The following is a 19,447-nucleotide window of genomic DNA, read 5'->3' on the forward strand; positions in this document are numbered from 1 at the left end:
GTAGCCTCTGGCAAGAAATCACAGGCGCGCATAGTCTGCACTCATGACTTTGATTGATCACTTGACTTTGCTGACGCTGGGCGACGGGCTTGCCGCTGCCTTTATCCTACTGGCTTGGGCTGTTGTGGGGTGGGTGATCGAACATCCGCCTGCAGGCCGTCCGTCGGTGTCCACCTTGATGGTGTCCTACCGCATGGATTGGATGCAGGCCTTCGAGGCCCGCGACAATCGTATCTTTGACGCACAGATCATGGGCACGTTGCGGCAGGGCACGTCGTTCTTTGCCTCGACCTCGATCCTTGCGATCGGTGGTGTCTTGGCGCTGATTGGGAATACGGATCAATTGCGCGGCGTGGCGCAAGAGTTCGCCAATGCGGATGCGCCCGAATTCATCTGGCAGCTTAAACTCGTGCTTGTCGGGTTCTTTTTGACCTTTGCGTTCCTAAAATTCGTCTGGGCCCACCGTTTGTTTGGATATTGCGCCGTTGTCATGGGGGCCGTTGGTCGCGCTGGCGAAGAGCGCGGCACGAGGCTTTGGAAACAAGCGGGAGAGTTGAACATCCGCGCGTCCGTGAATTTCACCCGTGGGCTGCGGGCGATGTATTTCGCGCTGGGGGCTTTGGGCTGGCTGGTGGGGCCGATTGCCTTGGCGGTGACCACGGTCGGCATCACTTATTTGCTATGGAGCCGTGAATTTAGCTCAGCTCCGCGTGAAATTCTGCTGGATAAGAAGGGCGATTAACGCCGCCCTTCACGCAGCCACGCGGCAAGGATCAGAGCCGCGGCCAGGATCAGGAACAACCACGCTGGGACGAGTGGGAAGACCGCAACCTCAGCCGTGCGATAGGCCCCGCGTGGGGTGATTCCGATCCAACCGTTGCCCGCCGCCACGCGACCCGCCCGCACAGGGCGAACGTCGAATGTGCCATCCTCCATCCGCAGGGTGCCGCCGCCTGTGGCCTCGATCAAGGGGGCGATAACGGTGTTGGTCGCGATGGTTTCTTCGAACTCTTTGGGGGCGGCAGGTCCAGCGGCAATGACCGTTTCCTGATCGCCCTCGCGGATGCGATAGAGCCCCATGTCGATCGCATCAAAGCTGGTTTCAAACCGACCAGGGGCCGTCTGGGTGAGGACCATCTGAACCTCTGTTCCATCAGGCGCGATAACTGTCGCACTGCCAACCGTATCGCCCAATGTGCGCCGAATGATGCGGATCGATTGACCTGTGACCTCAGCCCAGAGAGCTTCTTCTTCGAGCTCGGGTTCCTTCATCATCCAGTGTGCCAGACGGCGCAGTAGCTCGAGCTGCGGACCACCGCCCTCAACACCGCGATCCCAGAGCCACGATTGATCCGACGTCAGCAAGGCAACACGCCCATCGCCCACACGGTTCAACACCAAGAGCGGGCGATCATCGGGGCCTGTCATGACAACCTCGGCGTCGGGCGTGGGCACGACGTCCATCAATCTAAACCAACGGCCCCAACCCGCCGATCCATCCTCGCGGCGGTCGGTGTAATCCTCTAGCCCTTCGGTCACAGGGTGCCGTTGGCCGAGGTCGGATACGGTGGGAACAAAGCCCTCTTCGATCACGCGGGCGGTTGGTGCGCCGGGGATCACATCGCCCAAGGCGCTGCGGTAAATGCTATCCGCCGTCCCGAACTCTGGCCCAGAGGACACCAAAAGCGCGCCGCCCTGTTCCACGTAATTCGCGATGTTTTCATAGTAGGCGTTCGGCAGGATCCCGCGCCGCCGATAGCGGTCAAAGATGATCAGGTCGAAATCGTTGATCTTTTCGAGGAACAACTCGCGGGTCGGGAAGGCGATCAGCGATAGCTCGTCCACGGGCACGCCGTCTTGTTTTTCGGGCGGACGCAGAATGGTGAAATGGACCAGATCCACGGCGCGGTCGGACTTCAACAGGTTGCGCCATGTCCGTTCGCCCGCATGAGGTTCGCCAGAGACCAGCAAAACTCGCAGCCGATCACGCACGCCGTTGATTTGCACAACGGCGGCGTTGTTGCGGTCGGTCAGTTCGGTCGGATCGGCCGTGGTCGCGAATTGTAGAACGTTCATTCCGCCATGCGGCAGGGTGATCGGCAGGTCGATATCTTGGCCCAAGGGCACGTCAAACCGCATCGGTACGCCGCCATCAATCGCGATGGTCAGTGGGGCGAGGCCGCCGTTCGTTGGCGCGTTGCCCTGATCCTCGATCCGTAGGGTGAGCGAAACGGCTTCGCCGATGATGGCAAAGGCAGGCGCGTTGCGCACGATCAGGCGGCGGTCCCAATCGGTGGCTTTGCCCGATTGCAAAAGGTGCACAGGCGCAGGCACGGTGGGCATACGGTCCATGTCGTGGATACGTCCATCAGACAGCAACACAACGCCCGCGATCCGCCCCGATGGTTCCTCGGCCAACGCTTCGGTCAGGGCGGTCATGGCACGAGTGCCCGTATCACCTGTCCCGTCAGGCACGGTGATTTCACGCAGTTCGGTATTGGCAAAGCCCGCGACCTCGCGCCGCAAGTTCGCCAGCGCATCGGCCGTTTGGCTGGGGCGATCGCTGACGGATTGGCTCGCACTGTCGTCGATCACCGCGATCACGATGTCAGAAAGAGCCTCGCGGTTTTCGCGTTGCAGGGCAGGGTTTGCCAAAGCGACCAGCAACGCCACCGCCGCGAAACCACGCAGCCACCAGCCCCGCAATCCGCGCCAGAGCGACAGACCGATCACCGCCGCGCTGAGCGCTGCAATCGCCCAGATGAACGGCCAGCCGATCAGCGGATCAAACACAACACCCGTCATTGCCCCAACCTATCGAGTAGCGCAGGCACGTGGACCTGATCCGATTTATAATTGCCCGTCAGTACATGCATGACGAGGTTTACGCCGAACCGATATGCGATCTCGCGTTGGCGTTCGCCCGCCATACCGCGCCCAACAGGGAGCAGGCGGCGACCCGCCTCATCCATCGCCCAAGCCGAGGCCCAATCGTTGCCACCGATCACCACAGGCGTCACCCCATCGTTGAGGTTGCGGAACGGCATCCCGTCGATCTGTTCCGCGTCAGGCGGTGAGGCTTCGACCCAGACCTCGGGCGAATTGTAGCGACCGGGGAAATCTTGGAGCAGGTAGAAGGTCCGCGTCAGAACGTGGTCTTCGGGGATCGGTTCAATAGGCGGAATGTCGAGCCCTGCCGCAATCGCCTGCAGTTTGCGCGCCTCAGGGGTGGAGGTGCCATATTGCGCCACATCGCCATCACGCGTGTCAAAGAGGATCATCCCGCCGCTGCGTAAATAGCGGTTCAGCTTCGCATAGGCTTCGCGGCTGGGCATCGGTTGATTGGGGGTGATCGGCCAGTAGAGCAGCGGAAAGAACGACAGTTCATCCATCTCGATATTCACGCCGATCGGGTTTGCGGGTTCAATGGACGTCCGCCGATAGAGCGTATCCGACAACCCATAGAGCCCCGCGTAAGAGATATCATCAATCGCCTGATCACCCGTTATGACATAGGCGAGCACCACGTCCGAGGTCGCCGCGATGGCAAAGCTGTCGTCCTGCGCCATGCCGTCCCGTGGCATCAGGCCCAGCGCGATCAGCCCGGCCATTACCGCCCGTGCGCCGCGCAGGCGGCCCGAGACGGACAATGACGCGATAATATCCGCCATCAAAACGAGCAAAGCGGCAAAGAGCAATGCCCCCTTGAGCGGGGTCGTCGTCGCGTCGCGTGCGCCCTCAACCGTGATGCCAGCGGGCCATGTTGCGGGAGTAAGCGTGCTGTCCGTGGTCAACACGTTCACGGCCAATGCGCGATCCTCGCCGCTATACAAACCGGGGTGAAGGTCGGCGCCAACGGTGCCTTCGGCAATGCGTTCGCCGCTCACACCCGCAAGCGTTCCCGCGTCTCGCAACGTGCCCGCAGCGTCCAGAACCCGCTCTGGCATCCATGTGGTGCCTGCGAGGTCGTCCAATGTCGGTTGCGATGGGCGCGTCGATACCGCCAGCCGTTCGAGCATCTGAACAAAGAGGCCAGAGAGTGGCAGGTTCGACCATTCCGCATTTGCGGTGACGTGGAACAGAACGATCTGTCCCGCACCCAGTTCCGCCCGCGTCACAAGCGGCGTGCCGTCAGTCAGTTGCGCAATCACACGCTCTGCAAGGGTGGGATCGGGTTGGGCCACCACCTGCGATGTCACCTCCACATCATCAGGCACAGTGAGCCCCGCGAAAGGCGAAGTCCCCGAAAAAGTATCGAGCGTTTTGGGCGCACCCCAGCTCATCGTGCCGCCGACACTTCGGCCACCTGACCGCAGGCGCACAGGCATCAACGGATCGTCCTCTAACCGCGATAGCTCCGCCGCCGCCATCCGTGGCCCTGCGAACCGCACCAATAGCCCGCCGTTTTCGACCCATGCGGTGATCGCCTCGGATTCGAGCGGGGACAACGTCGCCACATCGGCGAGGATGATCACGTCGGGATTGGCGGGGATCACATCGCTGAGCGGCAGTTCGAGGAGGTCCGCATTTTCCGCAAGCGCTTCGCGCAGATAATAAAGGGGGGACAGGAGTTCCAATCCCTCGCGCGATGCCCCGCCAGAAATCAGCGCCACCTCGCGCCGTTTCAGGCTGTCGTCAGTCAGCGTCACCGCGCCCGCTGTGGATTGGCCGATCAGTTCAAACCGCGTCACCCGATTGCGCAACTCTGGCGGCAGTTCAAAGGTGACGGAGGCCTCAATAGCCTCCGCCGCAAAGGTCATTGCTTGGGTGGCGAGCTGGCGTTCAATCCCAGACGGGTCTAGGCCGATTGCGGCCACCGATAGATCAACCTCAACTCCCGAGATGCTGCGCAGGGCGGTCAGCGTAACTTTCCCATCCGCGAATTCGGCGGGGCGTAGGGCGTAAACGGGGCGCGTGGTTTCAAATACGCGCAGATCGCCGTGAGATTGGAATGCGGTGATAAGATCAGTCCGCGTGTCGCGGTCCAGCCCATCAGACAGCCAGTAGGTGTCGAACGATCCCTCAAGCCCCGTGATCCATGCGCTGAGGTCGTCTGCCGCTGGTTCCCACGGGTTTGCCGTCAGCCCCGCGACCGTTCGCCCAACGGCGTCTGCTGATTGAAACGTAACGCCATCGGCAGGCAAATCGGTCAGGGAAACAACAGCGACCGTGCGCCCTTGCCGTCCTGCAGTCGCCACCATCGCGTCGATGCGGTCCAACCTCGTCGCCCAATCCCGCGCACTGGCCCAAGTGCCATCAGTGACGATCAACAGTGGGCCAGCGCCGCCCTCTGTTTGCTGCGGGTTCAACACTGGACCCGCAAAGCCATTAATCATCGCCGCAACAGCCAAAGACCGCAAAAGCAACAGCCACCACGGTGTGCGATCCGTCTGAACCTCATTGTCAGACAGCCCGAGGAGAAGCGCCACACCAGGAAAGCGGCGGCGGATCGGGGCAGGGGGCACAGCGCGAAGCACGATCCACAAGATCGGCAGAGCGACCAGCGCAATCAAAAGCCAAGGGGCTGCGAAACCTATGGGGCCGAGTTGGAACATCGTTATTTCCGCTCCATCGCGCCGTAGAGCCACAATAGGGCCGAGGCCGCGCTCTGCCCTGTGTGATGCGAGTGAAACTGCCACCCCGCCACGCGTGCCAGATGCGCCAGCCGATCTTTGCGTTCGGCGAGCCGTTCGAGGTAGCGTTCCTTTAGATCGCCCGCTTTTTGCGTTTCGTGGGTTAGGCTACCGCCCATCGACTGAAACACCGTCCGCCCGTCAAAGGGAAAGGCCTCTTCCTGCGGGTCAAGCACCTGAAGGATCGCGCCGCCAATGCCACGATCCGCTGCACGCAGCATTGCGTCCTCAACGCCCGCGATGTCCCCCATAAAGTCAGAGACAAAGAGGGCGCGGGAATGGGGCAGCATCCCGTCGGTGTCAGGGCTGCCGTAATCATCGGTCGATTGTTCCGCCAATAGCTCTGCCAGATGGAGCGCCTGGGCTTCACCGCGTTTCGGCGGGAGCCGTAGGCCCGTCAGGCCCACCCGTTCGCCACCCCGCAACAGTAGGATCGCGAGGGACAGGGCCAGTACACTTGCGCGGTGACCCTTGGTCTCATCGCCCGAGGTGAACGACATCGACGCCGCGCGATCGACCCAGAGGATCACCGACTGCGCGATCTGCCATTCTTTGTCCTGAATAAAGGCCGTGTCGGATCTTGCGGACCGACGCCAGTCAATCAGACGTGCCTCATCGTGGGGCTGCGCTGGGCGGTATTGCCAGAACGTGTCGCCTAGACCTGCGCGCCGCCTACCGTGATCGCCTAGAATAACGGTGGTCGCCAAATGCTCTGCCTGCGCGAGAAGCGCAGGAAGCGGGGCCGCTAAACGCTCTGCCCCAGCACGCAAGGCAAGGGCATCACTCACGCGGCGGCCTCAACCTTGGTGATTTGGGCGGAAACGGTGTCGATGATGGATGTGAGGCTCTCACCCCGCGCTCGTGCCGCAAAGGACAATGCCATACGGTGCGATAGAACAGGGGCGGCGAGCGCACGCACATCTTCGGGCGAAGGGGCTAGTCGCCCGTTCATCAGTGCCTCAGCCCGTGCGCAGAGCATCAGCGCCTGCGCCGCACGCGGACCCGGACCCCAGGCCACGTTTTGGCGGATCAATTTGGGGGCATCTGCATCAGGACGGCAAGCCCGCACCAGATCGAGGATCATTTCAACGATGTTTTCGCCCACGGGCATCCGACGTAGCAAGGCTTGGGCCGCGATCAGTTCATCAGCGGTAAAGACGGCGTGGGCTGTATCTTCGGTCGCGCCTGTGGTTGCCAAGAGGATTTCGCGTTCAACGTCGCGGGTCGGGTAGGGCACGTCGATCTGCAACAGAAAACGGTCGAGCTGCGCTTCGGGGAGGGGGTATGTCCCCTCTTGTTCCAACGGGTTCTGGGTCGCCAGAACGTGGAACGGTTTCCCCAAGGGGCGATGCTGCCCCGCAATCGTCACCTCGCGTTCCTGCATCGCTTGCAAGAGCGCGGATTGGGTGCGCGGCGAGGCGCGGTTGATCTCGTCCGCCATAAGAAGTTGGCAGAATACGGGACCCTCAACAAAGCGAAACGCCCGTGTGCCATCTGCCACCGTTTCCAACACCTCGGAGCCAAGGATATCTGCAGGCATCAGGTCAGGCGTAAACTGCACACGGTTCGCATCCAGCCCCATCACAGTGCCGAGCGTATTCACCAGTCGTGTTTTGCCAAGCCCCGGTAGACCGACCAACAACGCATGCCCGCCAGAGACGAGCGCTGCCAAGGTCAGGTCCACAACCCGCTTTTGTCCGATGAATTGTTTGGCGATACTATCCCGCGCCAGAACGAGCTTTTCGCCCAATGCTTCGATTTCGACGACAAGATCGGCGGGTGCTGCCATGACAATGCTCCTCGGTCACACTATGTTCCTAAAGAACCAGATATCACCCCTGATCCCAATGGGAAAAACATGACTGCACAAAAGAATGTTACCCCGTCGGCGGAAAGTCTCGCTTCTGCTGCGAAAGCTGCCTCAAAAAAGGGCCCGCCGCCCGTTGATAAATGGAATCCACCGTTTTGCGGTGACATCGACATGCGGATCGCGCGCGACGGGACGTGGTTCTATCTGGGCACGCCGATTGGCCGTAAGCCGCTGGTCAAACTGTTCTCCTCCATCATTCGCAAGGATGGTGAGAACTATTTCCTCGTCACGCCCGTCGAAAAGGTCGGGATCATTGTCGATGACGCGCCCTTTGTGGCGATTGATTTTGAGGTGACAGAGGACGGGCTAGAGTTTGTGACCAATGTCGATGACGTTGTAACCGCTGGCCTCGACCATCCGATCCGCGTTGAGCGCGACCCCGAGACGGGCGAGCCGTCCCCGTATGTGCTGATCCGCCGTAACCTTTGGGCGCTGATTGACCGCAAGTCGTTTTACCGCCTTGTCGATCTAGGCGAGGTCGAAGGCGATATGTTCGGCGTTCGCTCGATGGAGACTTTCTTTGGAATCATCCCCGCCGCCGAGCTGGAATAGCCGAGGTCGCAGTTCAGAGAACGAATGTCGCTTATGATAAACAGCCGTAAACATCAGGAAATTTTGGACCGTTAGCGGTGTCGTAAATGACGTTTCAGGCTGGAAAATGACGTTTCGCGCACCTTTGCGAAACGCGTTTGAGGTGTATCACCGCATTAAATCCAACGCGGAGTCCCCCATGTCCAAATACGCCCTCACAGTGACCTGCCAATCCACCCGTGGGATTGTTGCAGCAGTCGCAAACTACATGGCCGATACTGGCTGTAACATTACTGACGCATCGCAGTTCGACGACGCTGGCACAGGTCAGTTCTTTATGCGCGTCAGCTTCACTTCGGAAAAGGGCATGTCGCTTGCCGATCTGAACGCTGGCATGGCCGCAACGGCTGAGAAGTTCGGCATGGACTACGCGTTCCATGACGAATCCGTCAAAATGAAAGTCGTAATCATGGTGTCCCGCTTTGGTCACTGCCTGAACGACCTTCTTTACCGTTGGAAAATCGGTGCGCTGCCGATCGACATCGTTGCGGTGATTTCGAACCACATGGACTATCAGAAGGTCGTCGTGAACCACGACCTGCCGTTCCACTGCATCAAAGTGACCAAAGAGAACAAACCGCAGGCAGAAGCCGCGATCATGCAGGTTGTCGAAGACACCGAAGCAGAGCTGATCGTTCTGGCTCGCTACATGCAGGTTCTCTCGGATGACCTCTGCACAAAGATGTCTGGCAAGATCATCAACATCCACCACTCGTTCCTGCCGTCCTTCAAAGGCGCGAACCCTTACAAACAAGCCTACGAGCGTGGCGTTAAACTGATCGGTGCAACTGCGCACTATGTGACCGCTGACCTCGACGAAGGCCCGATCATCGAACAGGACATCGTTCGCATCACCCACGCTCAGTCGGCCTCTGACTATGTATCGCTCGGCCGCGACGTAGAGAGCCAGTGCCTGTCCCGCGCCATCCACGCGCACGTTCAGCACCGCGTTTTCCTCAACGGCAACAAGACCGTCGTATTCCCCGCCTCCCCGGGTGCATACGTCTCGGAGCGTATGGGCTAATCTCCCACTTCCATATTCTCCCTCGGTGGGCGGCCTTCGGGTCGCCCTTTTCTTTTTCTGCTTAGGCGTGCAAAGACGCTGACAGTACGCTGTCAGTAGGGGTGTGTCATGACAGGGCATCACAAATCCAAAGGAGATTGGAAATGACTGCCCAACCTGTTGTTATCTGGACCGAAACCCCCGTGCGTGATCTGGACGCCGCCGCTGCCTATTACGCGGCCATCCTGAAAATTGATGTCACCTTCCGCGAAGAAGGCGGTCGTCGTGTTGCCGCTGTCGCAACCGAAGGCAGCGTTGGAACGGACCTCTTTGTTGATCCGGCTGCGGGCCAAGGCGCTGGCGTTTTGCACATGACCGTGACCGACGGTTTGGAAAACGCACTTGCGCGGGTGCCGGCGCATGGTGGCGCGGTCGATAGCCCGATCATCGACATTCCGCAGGGCCGCTTTGCCTATACCCGCGATCCCGATGGCAACCGCATCGGCCTGTTCGAGGCCGCCTGATGCGCCGCGCTGACCGTCTTTTCCAGATCGTTCAACTCCTGCGAGGCGGGCGTTTGGTGACGGCAGCGCAACTCGCTGAAAAACTAGAGGTCACGCCGCGGACGATTTACCGCGACGTGGCCGATCTGATGTCCACGGGTGTCCCGATCGAGGGCGAGGCGGGCGTCGGATACATCATGCGCGACGGCTATGACCTCCCACCCTTGATGTTCACCGAGGCAGAGATCGTCGCCCTCGTCGCGGGCGCACGAATGATGCAGGTCTGGGGCGGCGCTGCGATGGCCGAAGGCGCGACCGAAGCAATCGTCAAAATCGAAGCCGTTCTGCCAGAGCGATTGCGCCAGCGGGTCAACGCGGTCGGCGTCAATGCCCATGATATGAATGACCTATCGCTCGAAGTGCGCCAGTTGATCGACCAAATCGAACGGGTATCTTATGAAAAACGCCGCCTCACGATCACCTATCGCGATGAGAGTGGCTCTGCCACGACCCGCACTGTGCGTCCCTTGGGGCTTTGGTATTGGGGGAAGGTCTGGACAATGGTCTGTTGGTGCGAACTGCGTGCGGGCTTTCGCATGTTTCGCATCGACCGCATCGCAGACATAACCGAGGACGAACGGTTCAAAGACGAGGCTGGCAAAACCCTGCGCGATTTTTACGCATCCGATGACCGTAGGCCGCTCATGGTATCCCAGCCGCAAAGCAACTAAATTAGGGGCAACCTATTTCAGGAGACCCAAATGGCCCTTCCGACACTCGACTGGGAAGCTCGCTTTGCCAATACCGACGGCTATTTGTTCGGCGAAGAGCCGACCTATTTCCTCCGCGATGTGACCCGCCTTTTGCCAACCCAAGGGACGGCGTTGGCCGTGGCGGATGGTGAGGGGCGCAATGGTGTTTGGCTGGCGCGTCACGGGCTCGATGTGACGTCGGTCGATGTATCGCCCACGGCCCAATCGCGGGCCAAGGCGCTGGCGGAACGTCACAACGTGCCGATCACCCTCGAACTCGGGGATGCTCATGATTGGGACTATCCCGAGGCCGCCTTTGACGTGGTGGCCGAGGTGTTCACCCAATTTAGCAAACCGCATGAGCGCGAGCGCAAATGGGCGGGGATGCGCAAGGCGCTGAAATCAGGCGGCTATCTGGTGATTGTCGGCTATCGCCCTGAACAATTGGCGTTCAACACAGGCGGGCCGCGCGATCTGGCGCACCTCTATTCCGAAGCCCTCTTGCGCGAGACCTTTGCCGATTACACGCTCTTGCGTCTGTCGATCGACGAACTGCAGCTCCAAGAAGGTCGCGGACACGATGGCATGTCCGCAACCATTGGTGCGGTCTGGCGGAAACCTTAACCGCCGACATTTAGAACGATCTTTCCAATATGAGCGCTGCTCTCCATCAGGGCATGCGCCTCAGAGGTGGCCTCTAACGGAAATTCGCTATGCATGACGGGGCGCACCTTGCCCGCGTCCAGCAGTGGCCAGACCTTTGCGCGCAATTCATCCGCAATGCGGGCTTTCGCCAGATCGGACTGGGGTCGCAGGGTCGAGCCTGTGAAGGTCAAACGGCGCATCATCAGTTGCGCCCAGTTCACTTCGACCTTGGAGCCCTGAAGGAACGCGATCTGAACCAGACGCCCGTCATCTGCCAGCGATTTGATGTTTTTGTCGATATACGATCCGCCCACCATATCGAGGATCAGGTTCGCACCGCCGACCGCTTTCATCCCCGCGACGAAATCCTCATCGCGATAGTTGAAACATTTCTCTGCACCGAGGTCCTCGCAGGCCTGACACTTGTCAGTTGATCCCGCGGTCGCAAAGACCCGTGCGCCTAACGCCTTGGCCAGTTGGATCGCCGTTGTTCCGATCCCCGACGATCCGCCGTGGACGAGGAACCGTTCGCCGCCTTGCAGACCGCCGCGCATGAACACGTTCGACCACACGGTGTAGAATGTTTCGGGTAGGCACGCGGCCTCTTTCATCGAAAGGCCATCTGGCACGGGCAGGCAGTGCGCGGCAGGTGTCGCCACGTATTCGGCATAGCCCCCACCGGGGAGGAGGGCGCAAACCTGATCGCCGACTTTCACGCCCTCGGCCCCTTCGCCGACCGCTACCACAGTGCCCGAGGCCTCTAGGCCAGGCAGGTCGCTCGCCGTTGGAGGAGGCGCATAGAGGCCCGCACGCTGCAAAGCATCGGGACGGTTCACGCCCGCATAGGCCACTTTGATCACCACCTGACCCGCTTGGGGCGTGGGGATCGGACGTGAACACAGTTGCAAAACCTCTGGTCCGCCGGCTTGGGTGATTTCAACCGCGCGCATCATATCGGCCATTGGCCTTCCTCCTTAGTCGTTCAGGGTCCAGCGTCCAGGCAGATCCTCTGCGGCGCCCCGTTTCGGAGCTTTGATGCCAGAGAGTAGCTTTTCCATCCCTGTCGCGAATTGCCCCAGAACGGGTGTCTTTTTCACGGTGGATTTGAATTTCTCGAACTGCATAACGTTGTCGATGCGGCGGTCGATAAAGGCAGCGGTCGCTTCGCCTCCCGTTTCATCGCCAAGCCAATAGACCACGCAGGACGCATAGACGCCCGATAGGATCGTGCGTTTCGAATACCAATTGATGTCGTCCGAAGTGTCGCCAAGCGTTTCCCAGATCAGGTCCGCCGTGCCCCAAACCAACTGCGTCCCAACAGGCGCGAGGTGGGGCATCGAAAACAGCGTCATGCCACGACGCACCATATCGCGGTCCACGACCTCTAGGCGGAACCAGATCGCAGCCGCCACACGTTCGCTATAGCGCATCGACGCCAGATCGGCGGCCTTCATCTGTGCGACCATCGCCGCATCGCCCCGCTGGTGATAAGCCACGGCAAGGTCGGTCGCACCGCGCGGACAGGCGGCGCGGGCGTCAGCATCGCTCAGTCCAGACTCCGCGATCGCCATCTTAAAGGCGTCCTCGCTCCACCCGTCGAAAATGACATGGGGTTCAATGGCGTCCAGCAGGCGGTTTTGCATCGGTGATAGGGGGGTGATCGGCATAGCGTTCTCCTTCTGGCGGCAGACTAGACAAAACATAGTGCCATTGCTATACGCGGCCATCCTGCAATCTTTTGCAAATCCAACTTAGAAAGGTGGTGAAAACCACATGCAGGTTAGTGTTCGCGATAACAACGTAGAACAGGCGCTCCGTGCGCTTAAGAAAAAACTGCAGCGTGAAGGCGTCTTCCGTGAAATGAAGCTCAAGCAACATTTCGAGAAGCCCTCCATCCAGAAGGCCCGTGAAAAGGCTGAGGCGATTCGTCGTCAGCGCAAGCTGGCTCGGAAAAAGCTGCAACGCGAGGGTATGCTCTAAGAGCACACCACCGTGGCGAAATTGGCCCCCGTAGCTTTGGCTGCGGGGGCTTTTTCTTTAGACGGGCAGGGCCGTGGTCTGCCGCACCTGTTTCAGCGAAAACGACGATTGCAACGTCTGCACGCCCGGAAGGCCTGCTAGGTGGCGACGGTGGATGCGGGCGAAATCTTCGGCGTCTTCGGCCACGACCTTGAGTAGATAGTCCGCAGATCCCGCCATCAGGTGACATTCCAACACGTCAGGGATCAGCGACACGGCCTTTTCAAAGCCGCTGAGGATTTCATCTGCCTGACCGCTCAGTGTGATCTCAACAAACACGGTCGTTTTGCGGTTGATTTTGCGTGGATCGACGAGGGCAACGTAGCCTTTGATGAACTTGTCCTTCTCGAGCCGCTGGACACGCCGATGACAGGCAGAGGCCGACAAATGGACCTTATCCGCCAATTCCGCGTTCGAGATTCGCCCATCTTTTTGCAGAACCTCCAGAATCCGACGATCTATCGAATCCAATCCATCTTCGCGCGAATTCATCCCAGTATTTCCGTCATTATTCGAATAATCTTCGAAAACTTATACCATCGGCACTCAAAATGTCCAAGTAATTGCGTAATGGGCGCGTCATCTTGATCACAACGAACAGGAGAGACCCCAATGCACATCGGCTGCCCCAAAGAAATCAAACCCCAAGAATTCCGCGTAGGTCTGACACCTGCAGCTGCTCAAGAGGCAGTCGCAAACGGTCACACCGTCACTGTTGAAACCGCTGCTGGTATGGGCGCTGGTTTCACCGACGAGGACTACATCGCAGCTGGCGCGAAAATCGCTGCGACCGCTGCCGAAGTTTTCGCCGCTGCGGACATGATCGTAAAAGTAAAAGAGCCTCAGGCGGTTGAGCGTAAGATGCTCCGCGAAGGCCAGCTTCTGTTCACATATCTGCACCTCGCTCCCGATCCGGAGCAGACCAAAGACCTGCTTGCGTCTGGCGCAACCTGCATCGCCTATGAAACCGTAACCGACGACCGTGGCGGGCTTCCCCTGCTTGCCCCGATGTCCGAAGTTGCTGGTCGTCTGGCGCCGCAAGTTGGTGCCTACACGCTGCAAAAAGCGAATGGCGGTCGTGGGGTGCTGTTGGGTGGCGTGCCAGGCGTTGCACCCGGTCGCGTGCTGGTTATCGGCGGCGGTGTCGTCGGCACCCACGCGGCGAAAATCGCTGCGGGCATGGGCGCTGATGTGACCGTTCTCGACCGTTCGCTGCCGCGTCTGCGTTACCTCGACGACGTATTCGGTGGCACTTTCAAGACCGCATATGCATCGGCTGCGAACACCATCGAACTGGCGCGTCAGGCTGACATGATCATCGGCGCTGTTCTGATCCCGGGTGCTGCTGCTCCGAAACTGATCTCCAAGGCGCAACTGTCCGAGCTGAAACCGGGTGCGGTTCTGGTTGACGTTGCAATCGACCAAGGCGGCTGTTTCGAGACCTCCCGCGCAACAACCCACCAAGACCCGATCTACGAAGTTGATGGCATCATGCACTACTGCGTCGCCAACATGCCGGGTGCTGTGGCGCGCACGTCGACCCTCGCGCTGGGCAACGCGACCCTGCCGTTCATGATCGCTCTTGCGAACAAAGGTTGGAAGAAAGCCTGCGCAGACGACAAACACCTGCTGAACGGTCTGAACGTTCACGCTGGTCAGTTGACCTACGCTGCTGTGGGCGAGGCTCTTGGCCTGCCGACTGTAGACGCTGCTTCGTTGCTCTGACTTCCTCCCCTGTAGGAGTAACGCAAAAGGCCCGCCGTTTGGCGGGCCTTTTCATTTGTTTGGGTGGACAGCTTACTTTTTCAGGCTGTCGCGGATTTCCATCAGAATATCCAACTCGGTCGGACCTGCGGGTGCTGCAGGCGCTTCGACGGCTTCTTCTTTCTTCGCCGTCGCGTCTTTGATGCGGTTCACCTGTTTGACCAGCATGAACACAACGAATGCGATGATCAGGAAGTTGATCACAGCCATCAAGAACGACCCGTAGGCAAAGACTGCAGCGCCTGCCTCGCGTGCCGCATCAAGGCTCGATCCAGCAGGAACATCGCCGCTGAGAACGACGTAAAGGTTAGAGAAGTCGATACCGCCGATGATTAGACCGATGATCGGGTTGATCAGGTCCGCGACAAGCGACGAAACGATGGCCGTGAATGCGGCGCCGACGATGATACCAACAGCCATGTCCATGACATTGCCCTTGGAGATAAAATCTTTGAATTCATTAAGCATGATATGCCCCCATTTGTTTTGCCCACGCATAAGTTGTTTTCCTGCGCGAGTGCGCACAGGTATATCCCACCTTGGGGATGTTTCTATGCTTAATTTTACAGTGTAGGGGTGAGCGATAAAATTAATTTACCATAGGGTATTCCAATGGCCGACCTCTCTAATTTCCTCGTCACAAAACGCTGGCCCGCGCAAAATCCTGACATTCTTCAGGTCTACGCATTCGGCACCCCGAACGGTCGCAAGGTGCCCATCGCCCTCGAAGAAATGGGGATCGAGTATGAATACCACTCTACGGGTGGTTTGTCGGATGACATCATGCGCAGCCCCGAATTTCTGTCGCTGAGCCCGAACAACAAAATCCCTGCGATCCTTGACCCGAATGGGCCTGACGGCACGCCATTGGGTTTGTTCGAGAGCGGCGCGATCCTGCAGTACCTCGCAGAGAAGTCGGGCAAGTTCGCGGGCAGCACCGCCTCCGAGAAATTCACCGTCTATCAATGGCTGATGTGGCAGATGGGCGGCGCGGGTCCGATGTTTGGGCAGTTGGGCTTTTTCTACAAATTCGCAGGCGCAAAGATGAAAGATCCCACCGCCCGCGACCGCTATATCAATGAATCCAAACGTCTTTTGAACGTGCTGAATACACAGTTGAGCAAACACGATTGGGTCGCTGGCGATTATTCGATTGCGGATATGGCGATTGCGCCGTGGCTCACCACGCTCGACTACTACGGTGCGCGTGACGTACTGGGCTGGTCTGATTTCACCAACGTCGTGGACTACGAAAAGCGGTTCTACGACCGCCCAGCCGTTCAGCGAGCGCTAGAGCGTATGGCCTAAACGACCCTCTGGCGGCGCATGCGATAGACCTGCGCTGCCAACCCCAACAGCCCGACGGTCTGCGCCATGTCGCGGATCATTTTTACGTCGCGCTTTAGCCCTTCGGCCCAGCCGAACTTTGTCCCTTTGAGCGGGCTTTCCACTTCGGGCCACTGCACAATTGCGATGCGGGCCGATTGGCGGATCAGGAGGCTGTTCATGAACACCTCCAATCCGAATTTCGGTAGCGCCCGCATTGCGTCGATCTGATCGATCAGCAACCCGCGCGGCATTACCCGTTCACCCGAAATGTAATCAATCCCGATCCAGTGCCACGGGCGCGGCGCATTTGCCCGCAGGCTGATCGTGATATCCGCCTTACCCTCTTGAACGGGCGCGATCAGCGCGGTCAGATGCGAGGCGTCCAATCCCAGCAAATCCGCATCCACGAACATCAGCGTGTCACCTGTCGCTGCCTCAATCCCGACGGTGACGGCCCACGTCTTGCCCTTGTTCTGGGGCAGTTCGATCAGGCGAACGCCCTCGACCCCTTTGACCACCTCCGCCGTGCCATCCGTTGACCCGTCATCAACCACGATAACCTCGTCGATCAGCGGATGACCGACGACCGACCGCAAGACAGCCTCAATGCGGCTAGCCTCATTGTAAGCGGGGATAATGCAGCTGAGTGTCGTCATTGAGAGGCCTGCGATCTACCGCGCAAATACCAAACGACGACGCCCACGGCGATCAAGGCCGCAAGGATCAGCGTGGCGCGGAAAATGTAGTTGTCGATGGTCGAATAGGCGTAGCCGAACATGTAGCCGATCACGACGAAGAGCAGCGTTTTGGGCAAAGTGCCCAAGAGGTTCCAGCCGAGGAACGCACCAAACGGCATCTTGCCCGTGCCCGCAGCGAACAGCACCGCAGCGCCCGCCGAATGGGTGAGTTTGCCGATCAAAAGCGTCCGCCCACCTGTGTCGCGGAAGTGATCCTTGAGCCCGTTTCGGCGACTGCGGTTCAATCCCAGCCGCACCTGCCATCGACCAGGGAGCGTCTTTGGCCCCCAACGGCCCAGCGCATAGATGCCCGCGTCGCCGACCAGATCGCCCAACACGCAAATCACATAAACCGCATAGAGATTTAGCAACCCGAGCGAGGCCATATAGGCCGCGATCACCGTCACAATCGGGCCTTCCAGAACCGTGACGGGCGCGAGCAGCCATAGGCCATGCGCCTGCACCAGCGTTTGGATCGTCGAGAGGTCCATTCTTAGCTTTCGGTCGTTGTGCCCACGGCGTCCGAGGACATCGAGTTACCGCGCCATTCGAACCCTTTTCCGCGCCATCCCGCAACCCACAGGGCAGGGATCATCGCGTCGCGCATGATCCACGTTGCGATATCGCGTGGTTTCGCAGGCCAGCCTGCGCGGCGGGCCAAGAGGTATTCGAGGCCGAACCACAGGATCGGCAGGGCCAAGAGGTTCGCCCAATTCAGGGCGCCGTTTAGGGTCAGGAACAGCGTCAAAAACATCGGCACCGCGATCCCCGACAGGACCTCAGCGGCATAGAGGGCAGGGAACCCCATGCGGCGCACCTTGGCCCAGCGGACCTGACGGGTCCAAACGCTCTGCCAATCGCGGGACCCGATGGGTTGGGGCAGGAGGTTGCCCAAGAGACGGACCTTGAGGCCAGCCTCGCGGACGACCTTGGTCGATGCGACGTCTTCGGCCATGTCACGACCCAAGGCGATCAACCCGCCCGCATTGTCCAGAATATCCCGCCGCCAGAACAGCATTTTGCCCTGTGCGTAGCCATTGCCGAACACATCCGACGATAGCTGCCAACGGCCTTGATAGGTGTTGAGGAATGCAGCCTCCAGATCACCCCAAATGTTCGTGGCGCGGATGCCAGACGGGGGCGAGGTGACAAGGCCCGTGCCTTCGGTCCAGCGGGAAAAAAGGCGTTGGATATAGTCGTGCGGCAACAACACGTTGCTATCGGCCATCAGGATGTAATCATGCTCTGCCGCAGCCCAACCTTTGACGAGGTTGTTAAGCTTTGGATTGCCCGACAGGCGGTCATCCCCGATCAAGAGTGTCGCGTTGACCTCAGGATGCGCTTCGATCAACCGATTGACCAGCGGAACCACGGGATCATCGGCGTCCGAGCAGCAGAAAATAATCTGAAGCGGGCCGCGATAGCTCGACCGGAATGTGGTGCGTAGGGTGTCTTCAAGGTTATTTTCCAACCCGCACACAGGCCGCAGAACCGTCACCCCCGGTGTTCCCGTGATCATGGATTTCCGGAGCGAGCGCTCAGCCGCCCAAAGCGCCGCGCCAACGGACGCAAGTTGCAACGCAGATGTTGCGCCCAAAAGGCCGACCGCCAGTCCTGTCAGAATATCGGTCATGCGCGTGCCGTGACCGAGGCGTCATTGCGTCCCGCAACCCGCGCCTCTTTACGAGCGAGGGCGCTGTGTGCTGACCAATCGAGCATCATCAACTGACCGCTGGCGGTTTCCGCCAGAGCCGTGCAGTTCTCGGTCCAATCCCCGCAGTTTGCGTAGATTACACCGTGGTCATCGTGCAGCGCCGACTGATGGAAGTGCCCACAGATGATGCCATCGGCGTCATGTGTCCGCGACAGATCGGCCAGACGGAGTTGAAAGGTTTCCTTGGCACGTACCAAACGGTTCCCAAAGGCGATCAGATGATCAACGCCGCACCAGTCCTCACGTCCAAAGGCATTCAGGCCACGGTTCACCAGCAATTGCACGCCACGCAGCAGGTTTTCCGCATGAGCGCCGAGCTTTGACAACACAGGCGCCTTACGTTCGAACAGGTCAACGCAATCGCCGTGAATGACGAGGAACTTCGTTCCGTTCGATGTGGTGTGATAGACGTAATCGGCGACCGTTAGATTGCCGAAGTATTCACCAAAGTAGTGACGGAAAAACTCATCGTGGTTGCCAGGGGTGTAAACGATCCGCACGCCAGACCGCATACGATCCAGCAGCAGGTTCACGATCTTATGGTGGACAGGTTTCCAGTTCGACCCAATCGGCCGCCAGATATCAAAGATATCACCAACCAAGTAGATCGTATCAGCCACGTGGCATTCGAGGAACGACAGCAGGGCGTCCGCTTGGCAGCTATGGGCCCCCAGATGCATGTCCGAAATGAAAAGCGATGGAAAATAGCGTTGGCCGGGTTGGATGCGCTTTGGCGTCTGGTCTTTGGTCGCGATGGTGCCCAGCACCTCTTTGACAAGATCGGCGGGAAAGCCTGCAAAGCCGTTCTTCAAATGTTTAGTCATAGTGCGACGCCCCAAGAGTCGAAAATATATGCAGATGCTTAAATGGCTAATGTGACAGCTACG

Annotated in this window: 21 protein-coding genes; 9 read left to right on the top strand and 12 right to left on the bottom strand. The window is 59.3% G+C overall.

What is annotated here, in order from left to right; translation table 11 throughout:
• Positions 1-43 precede the first annotated feature (43 nt).
• A complete protein-coding gene (locus QWY83_RS11075) occupies positions 44-742 on the top strand; it encodes a DUF599 domain-containing protein (RefSeq protein WP_249945846.1) in 699 nt (232 codons plus the stop codon).
• On the opposite strand, the gene QWY83_RS11080 is transcribed toward QWY83_RS11075, so the two are convergent.
• Genes QWY83_RS11080 through QWY83_RS11095 form a run of 4 tightly spaced genes read right to left on the bottom strand, consistent with a single transcriptional unit; the run spans position 739 to position 7,422 of the window.
• On the bottom strand, positions 739-2,805 hold the full coding sequence (locus tag QWY83_RS11080) for a hypothetical protein (protein WP_249945845.1): 2,067 nt from the start codon (positions 2,803-2,805) through the stop codon (positions 739-741). The genes QWY83_RS11075 and QWY83_RS11080 overlap by 4 nt on opposite strands.
• Entirely contained in the window at positions 2,802-5,555 is a 2,754-nt protein-coding gene (locus tag QWY83_RS11085; RefSeq protein ID WP_249945844.1) for a DUF4159 domain-containing protein, read from the bottom strand. Before QWY83_RS11085 ends, QWY83_RS11080 begins: the two co-directional genes overlap by 4 nt.
• Before the next feature lie 2 nt (positions 5,556-5,557).
• Entirely contained in the window at positions 5,558-6,421 is an 864-nt protein-coding gene (locus tag QWY83_RS11090) for a DUF58 domain-containing protein (protein ID WP_249945843.1), read from the bottom strand.
• Positions 6,418-7,422 (bottom strand): AAA family ATPase, encoded by a 1,005-nt coding sequence (locus tag QWY83_RS11095; protein ID WP_249945842.1) that lies wholly within the window; start codon positions 7,420-7,422, stop codon positions 6,418-6,420. The genes QWY83_RS11090 and QWY83_RS11095 overlap by 4 nt, the downstream gene beginning before the upstream one ends.
• A 69-nt stretch (positions 7,423-7,491) precedes the next feature.
• On the opposite strand from QWY83_RS11095, the gene QWY83_RS11100 reads away from it, so the two are divergent.
• The 5 genes from QWY83_RS11100 (at position 7,492) to QWY83_RS11120 (ending at position 10,976) form a co-directional block, all read left to right on the top strand.
• Positions 7,492-8,055, top strand: a complete 564-nt coding sequence (locus QWY83_RS11100; protein WP_249945841.1) for a DUF1285 domain-containing protein — start codon at positions 7,492-7,494, stop codon at positions 8,053-8,055.
• 178 nt (positions 8,056-8,233) lie between these two features.
• Positions 8,234-9,118 carry a formyltetrahydrofolate deformylase gene (gene purU / locus QWY83_RS11105; RefSeq protein WP_067550526.1) on the top strand — a complete coding sequence of 295 codons (885 nt, stop codon included), beginning with the start codon at positions 8,234-8,236 and terminating at the stop codon, positions 9,116-9,118.
• 143 nt (positions 9,119-9,261) lie between these two features.
• Positions 9,262-9,621 (top strand): VOC family protein, encoded by a 360-nt coding sequence (locus QWY83_RS11110; protein ID WP_249945840.1) that lies wholly within the window; start codon positions 9,262-9,264, stop codon positions 9,619-9,621.
• Positions 9,621-10,331 carry a helix-turn-helix transcriptional regulator gene (locus QWY83_RS11115; protein ID WP_249945839.1) on the top strand — a complete coding sequence of 237 codons (711 nt, stop codon included), beginning with the start codon at positions 9,621-9,623 and terminating at the stop codon, positions 10,329-10,331. Before QWY83_RS11110 ends, QWY83_RS11115 begins: the two co-directional genes overlap by 1 nt.
• A 30-nt stretch (positions 10,332-10,361) precedes the next feature.
• Positions 10,362-10,976 carry a class I SAM-dependent methyltransferase gene (locus QWY83_RS11120; RefSeq protein ID WP_249945838.1) on the top strand — a complete coding sequence of 205 codons (615 nt, stop codon included), beginning with the start codon at positions 10,362-10,364 and terminating at the stop codon, positions 10,974-10,976.
• Here QWY83_RS11120 and QWY83_RS11125 read toward each other — a convergent pair.
• Together QWY83_RS11125 and QWY83_RS11130 are read right to left on the bottom strand one after the other, a co-directional pair.
• Complete coding sequence (locus tag QWY83_RS11125) at positions 10,973-11,959, bottom strand: NAD(P)H-quinone oxidoreductase (protein ID WP_249945837.1); 987 nt, start codon at positions 11,957-11,959, stop codon at positions 10,973-10,975. The genes QWY83_RS11120 and QWY83_RS11125 overlap by 4 nt on opposite strands.
• Positions 11,960-11,971: 12 nt before the next feature.
• Complete coding sequence (locus QWY83_RS11130; protein WP_249945836.1) at positions 11,972-12,664, bottom strand: COQ9 family protein; 693 nt, start codon at positions 12,662-12,664, stop codon at positions 11,972-11,974.
• 106 nt (positions 12,665-12,770) lie between these two features.
• Here QWY83_RS11130 and rpsU point away from each other — a divergent pair, with 106 nt between their 5' ends.
• Positions 12,771-12,977, top strand: a complete 207-nt coding sequence (rpsU, locus tag QWY83_RS11135) for a 30S ribosomal protein S21 (protein WP_067549898.1) — start codon at positions 12,771-12,773, stop codon at positions 12,975-12,977.
• A gap of 57 nt (positions 12,978-13,034) precedes the next feature.
• Here rpsU and QWY83_RS11140 read toward each other — a convergent pair whose 3' ends face one another.
• Positions 13,035-13,508: an Lrp/AsnC family transcriptional regulator gene (locus QWY83_RS11140; RefSeq protein WP_067549896.1), complete on the bottom strand. Its 474-nt coding sequence runs from the start codon at positions 13,506-13,508 to the stop codon at positions 13,035-13,037.
• Between the two features lie 120 nt (positions 13,509-13,628).
• Here QWY83_RS11140 and ald point away from each other — a divergent pair, with 120 nt between their 5' ends.
• Positions 13,629-14,741: an alanine dehydrogenase gene (gene ald / locus QWY83_RS11145; RefSeq protein ID WP_067549894.1), complete on the top strand. Its 1,113-nt coding sequence runs from the start codon at positions 13,629-13,631 to the stop codon at positions 14,739-14,741.
• A gap of 72 nt (positions 14,742-14,813) precedes the next feature.
• Here the strand turns inward: ald and mscL are convergent, their stop codons facing one another.
• Positions 14,814-15,248, bottom strand: a complete 435-nt coding sequence (gene mscL / locus QWY83_RS11150; RefSeq protein WP_249945835.1) for a large conductance mechanosensitive channel protein MscL — start codon at positions 15,246-15,248, stop codon at positions 14,814-14,816.
• A 144-nt stretch (positions 15,249-15,392) separates the two neighbouring features.
• On the opposite strand from mscL, the gene QWY83_RS11155 reads away from it, so the two are divergent.
• Positions 15,393-16,088, top strand: a complete 696-nt coding sequence (locus QWY83_RS11155; RefSeq protein ID WP_249945834.1) for a glutathione S-transferase N-terminal domain-containing protein — start codon at positions 15,393-15,395, stop codon at positions 16,086-16,088.
• Here QWY83_RS11155 and QWY83_RS11160 read toward each other — a convergent pair.
• The 4 genes from QWY83_RS11160 to QWY83_RS11175 are packed head-to-tail and all read right to left on the bottom strand — an operon-like array spanning position 16,085 to position 19,384.
• Positions 16,085-16,765: a glycosyltransferase family 2 protein gene (locus tag QWY83_RS11160; protein ID WP_249945833.1), complete on the bottom strand. Its 681-nt coding sequence runs from the start codon at positions 16,763-16,765 to the stop codon at positions 16,085-16,087. The genes QWY83_RS11155 and QWY83_RS11160 overlap by 4 nt on opposite strands.
• Entirely contained in the window at positions 16,762-17,337 is a 576-nt protein-coding gene (locus tag QWY83_RS11165; protein WP_249945832.1) for a DedA family protein, read from the bottom strand. The genes QWY83_RS11160 and QWY83_RS11165 overlap by 4 nt, the downstream gene beginning before the upstream one ends.
• 2 nt (positions 17,338-17,339) lie before the next feature.
• Entirely contained in the window at positions 17,340-18,479 is a 1,140-nt protein-coding gene (locus QWY83_RS11170) for a ceramide glucosyltransferase (RefSeq protein ID WP_249945831.1), read from the bottom strand.
• Complete coding sequence (locus QWY83_RS11175; RefSeq protein WP_249945830.1) at positions 18,476-19,384, bottom strand: UDP-2,3-diacylglucosamine diphosphatase; 909 nt, start codon at positions 19,382-19,384, stop codon at positions 18,476-18,478. Before QWY83_RS11175 ends, QWY83_RS11170 begins: the two co-directional genes overlap by 4 nt.
• Positions 19,385-19,447 lie beyond the last annotated feature (63 nt).

This window comes from Marivivens donghaensis (genome assembly GCF_030410045.1).
GTDB classification, from domain to species: domain Bacteria; phylum Pseudomonadota; class Alphaproteobacteria; order Rhodobacterales; family Rhodobacteraceae; genus Marivivens; species Marivivens donghaensis.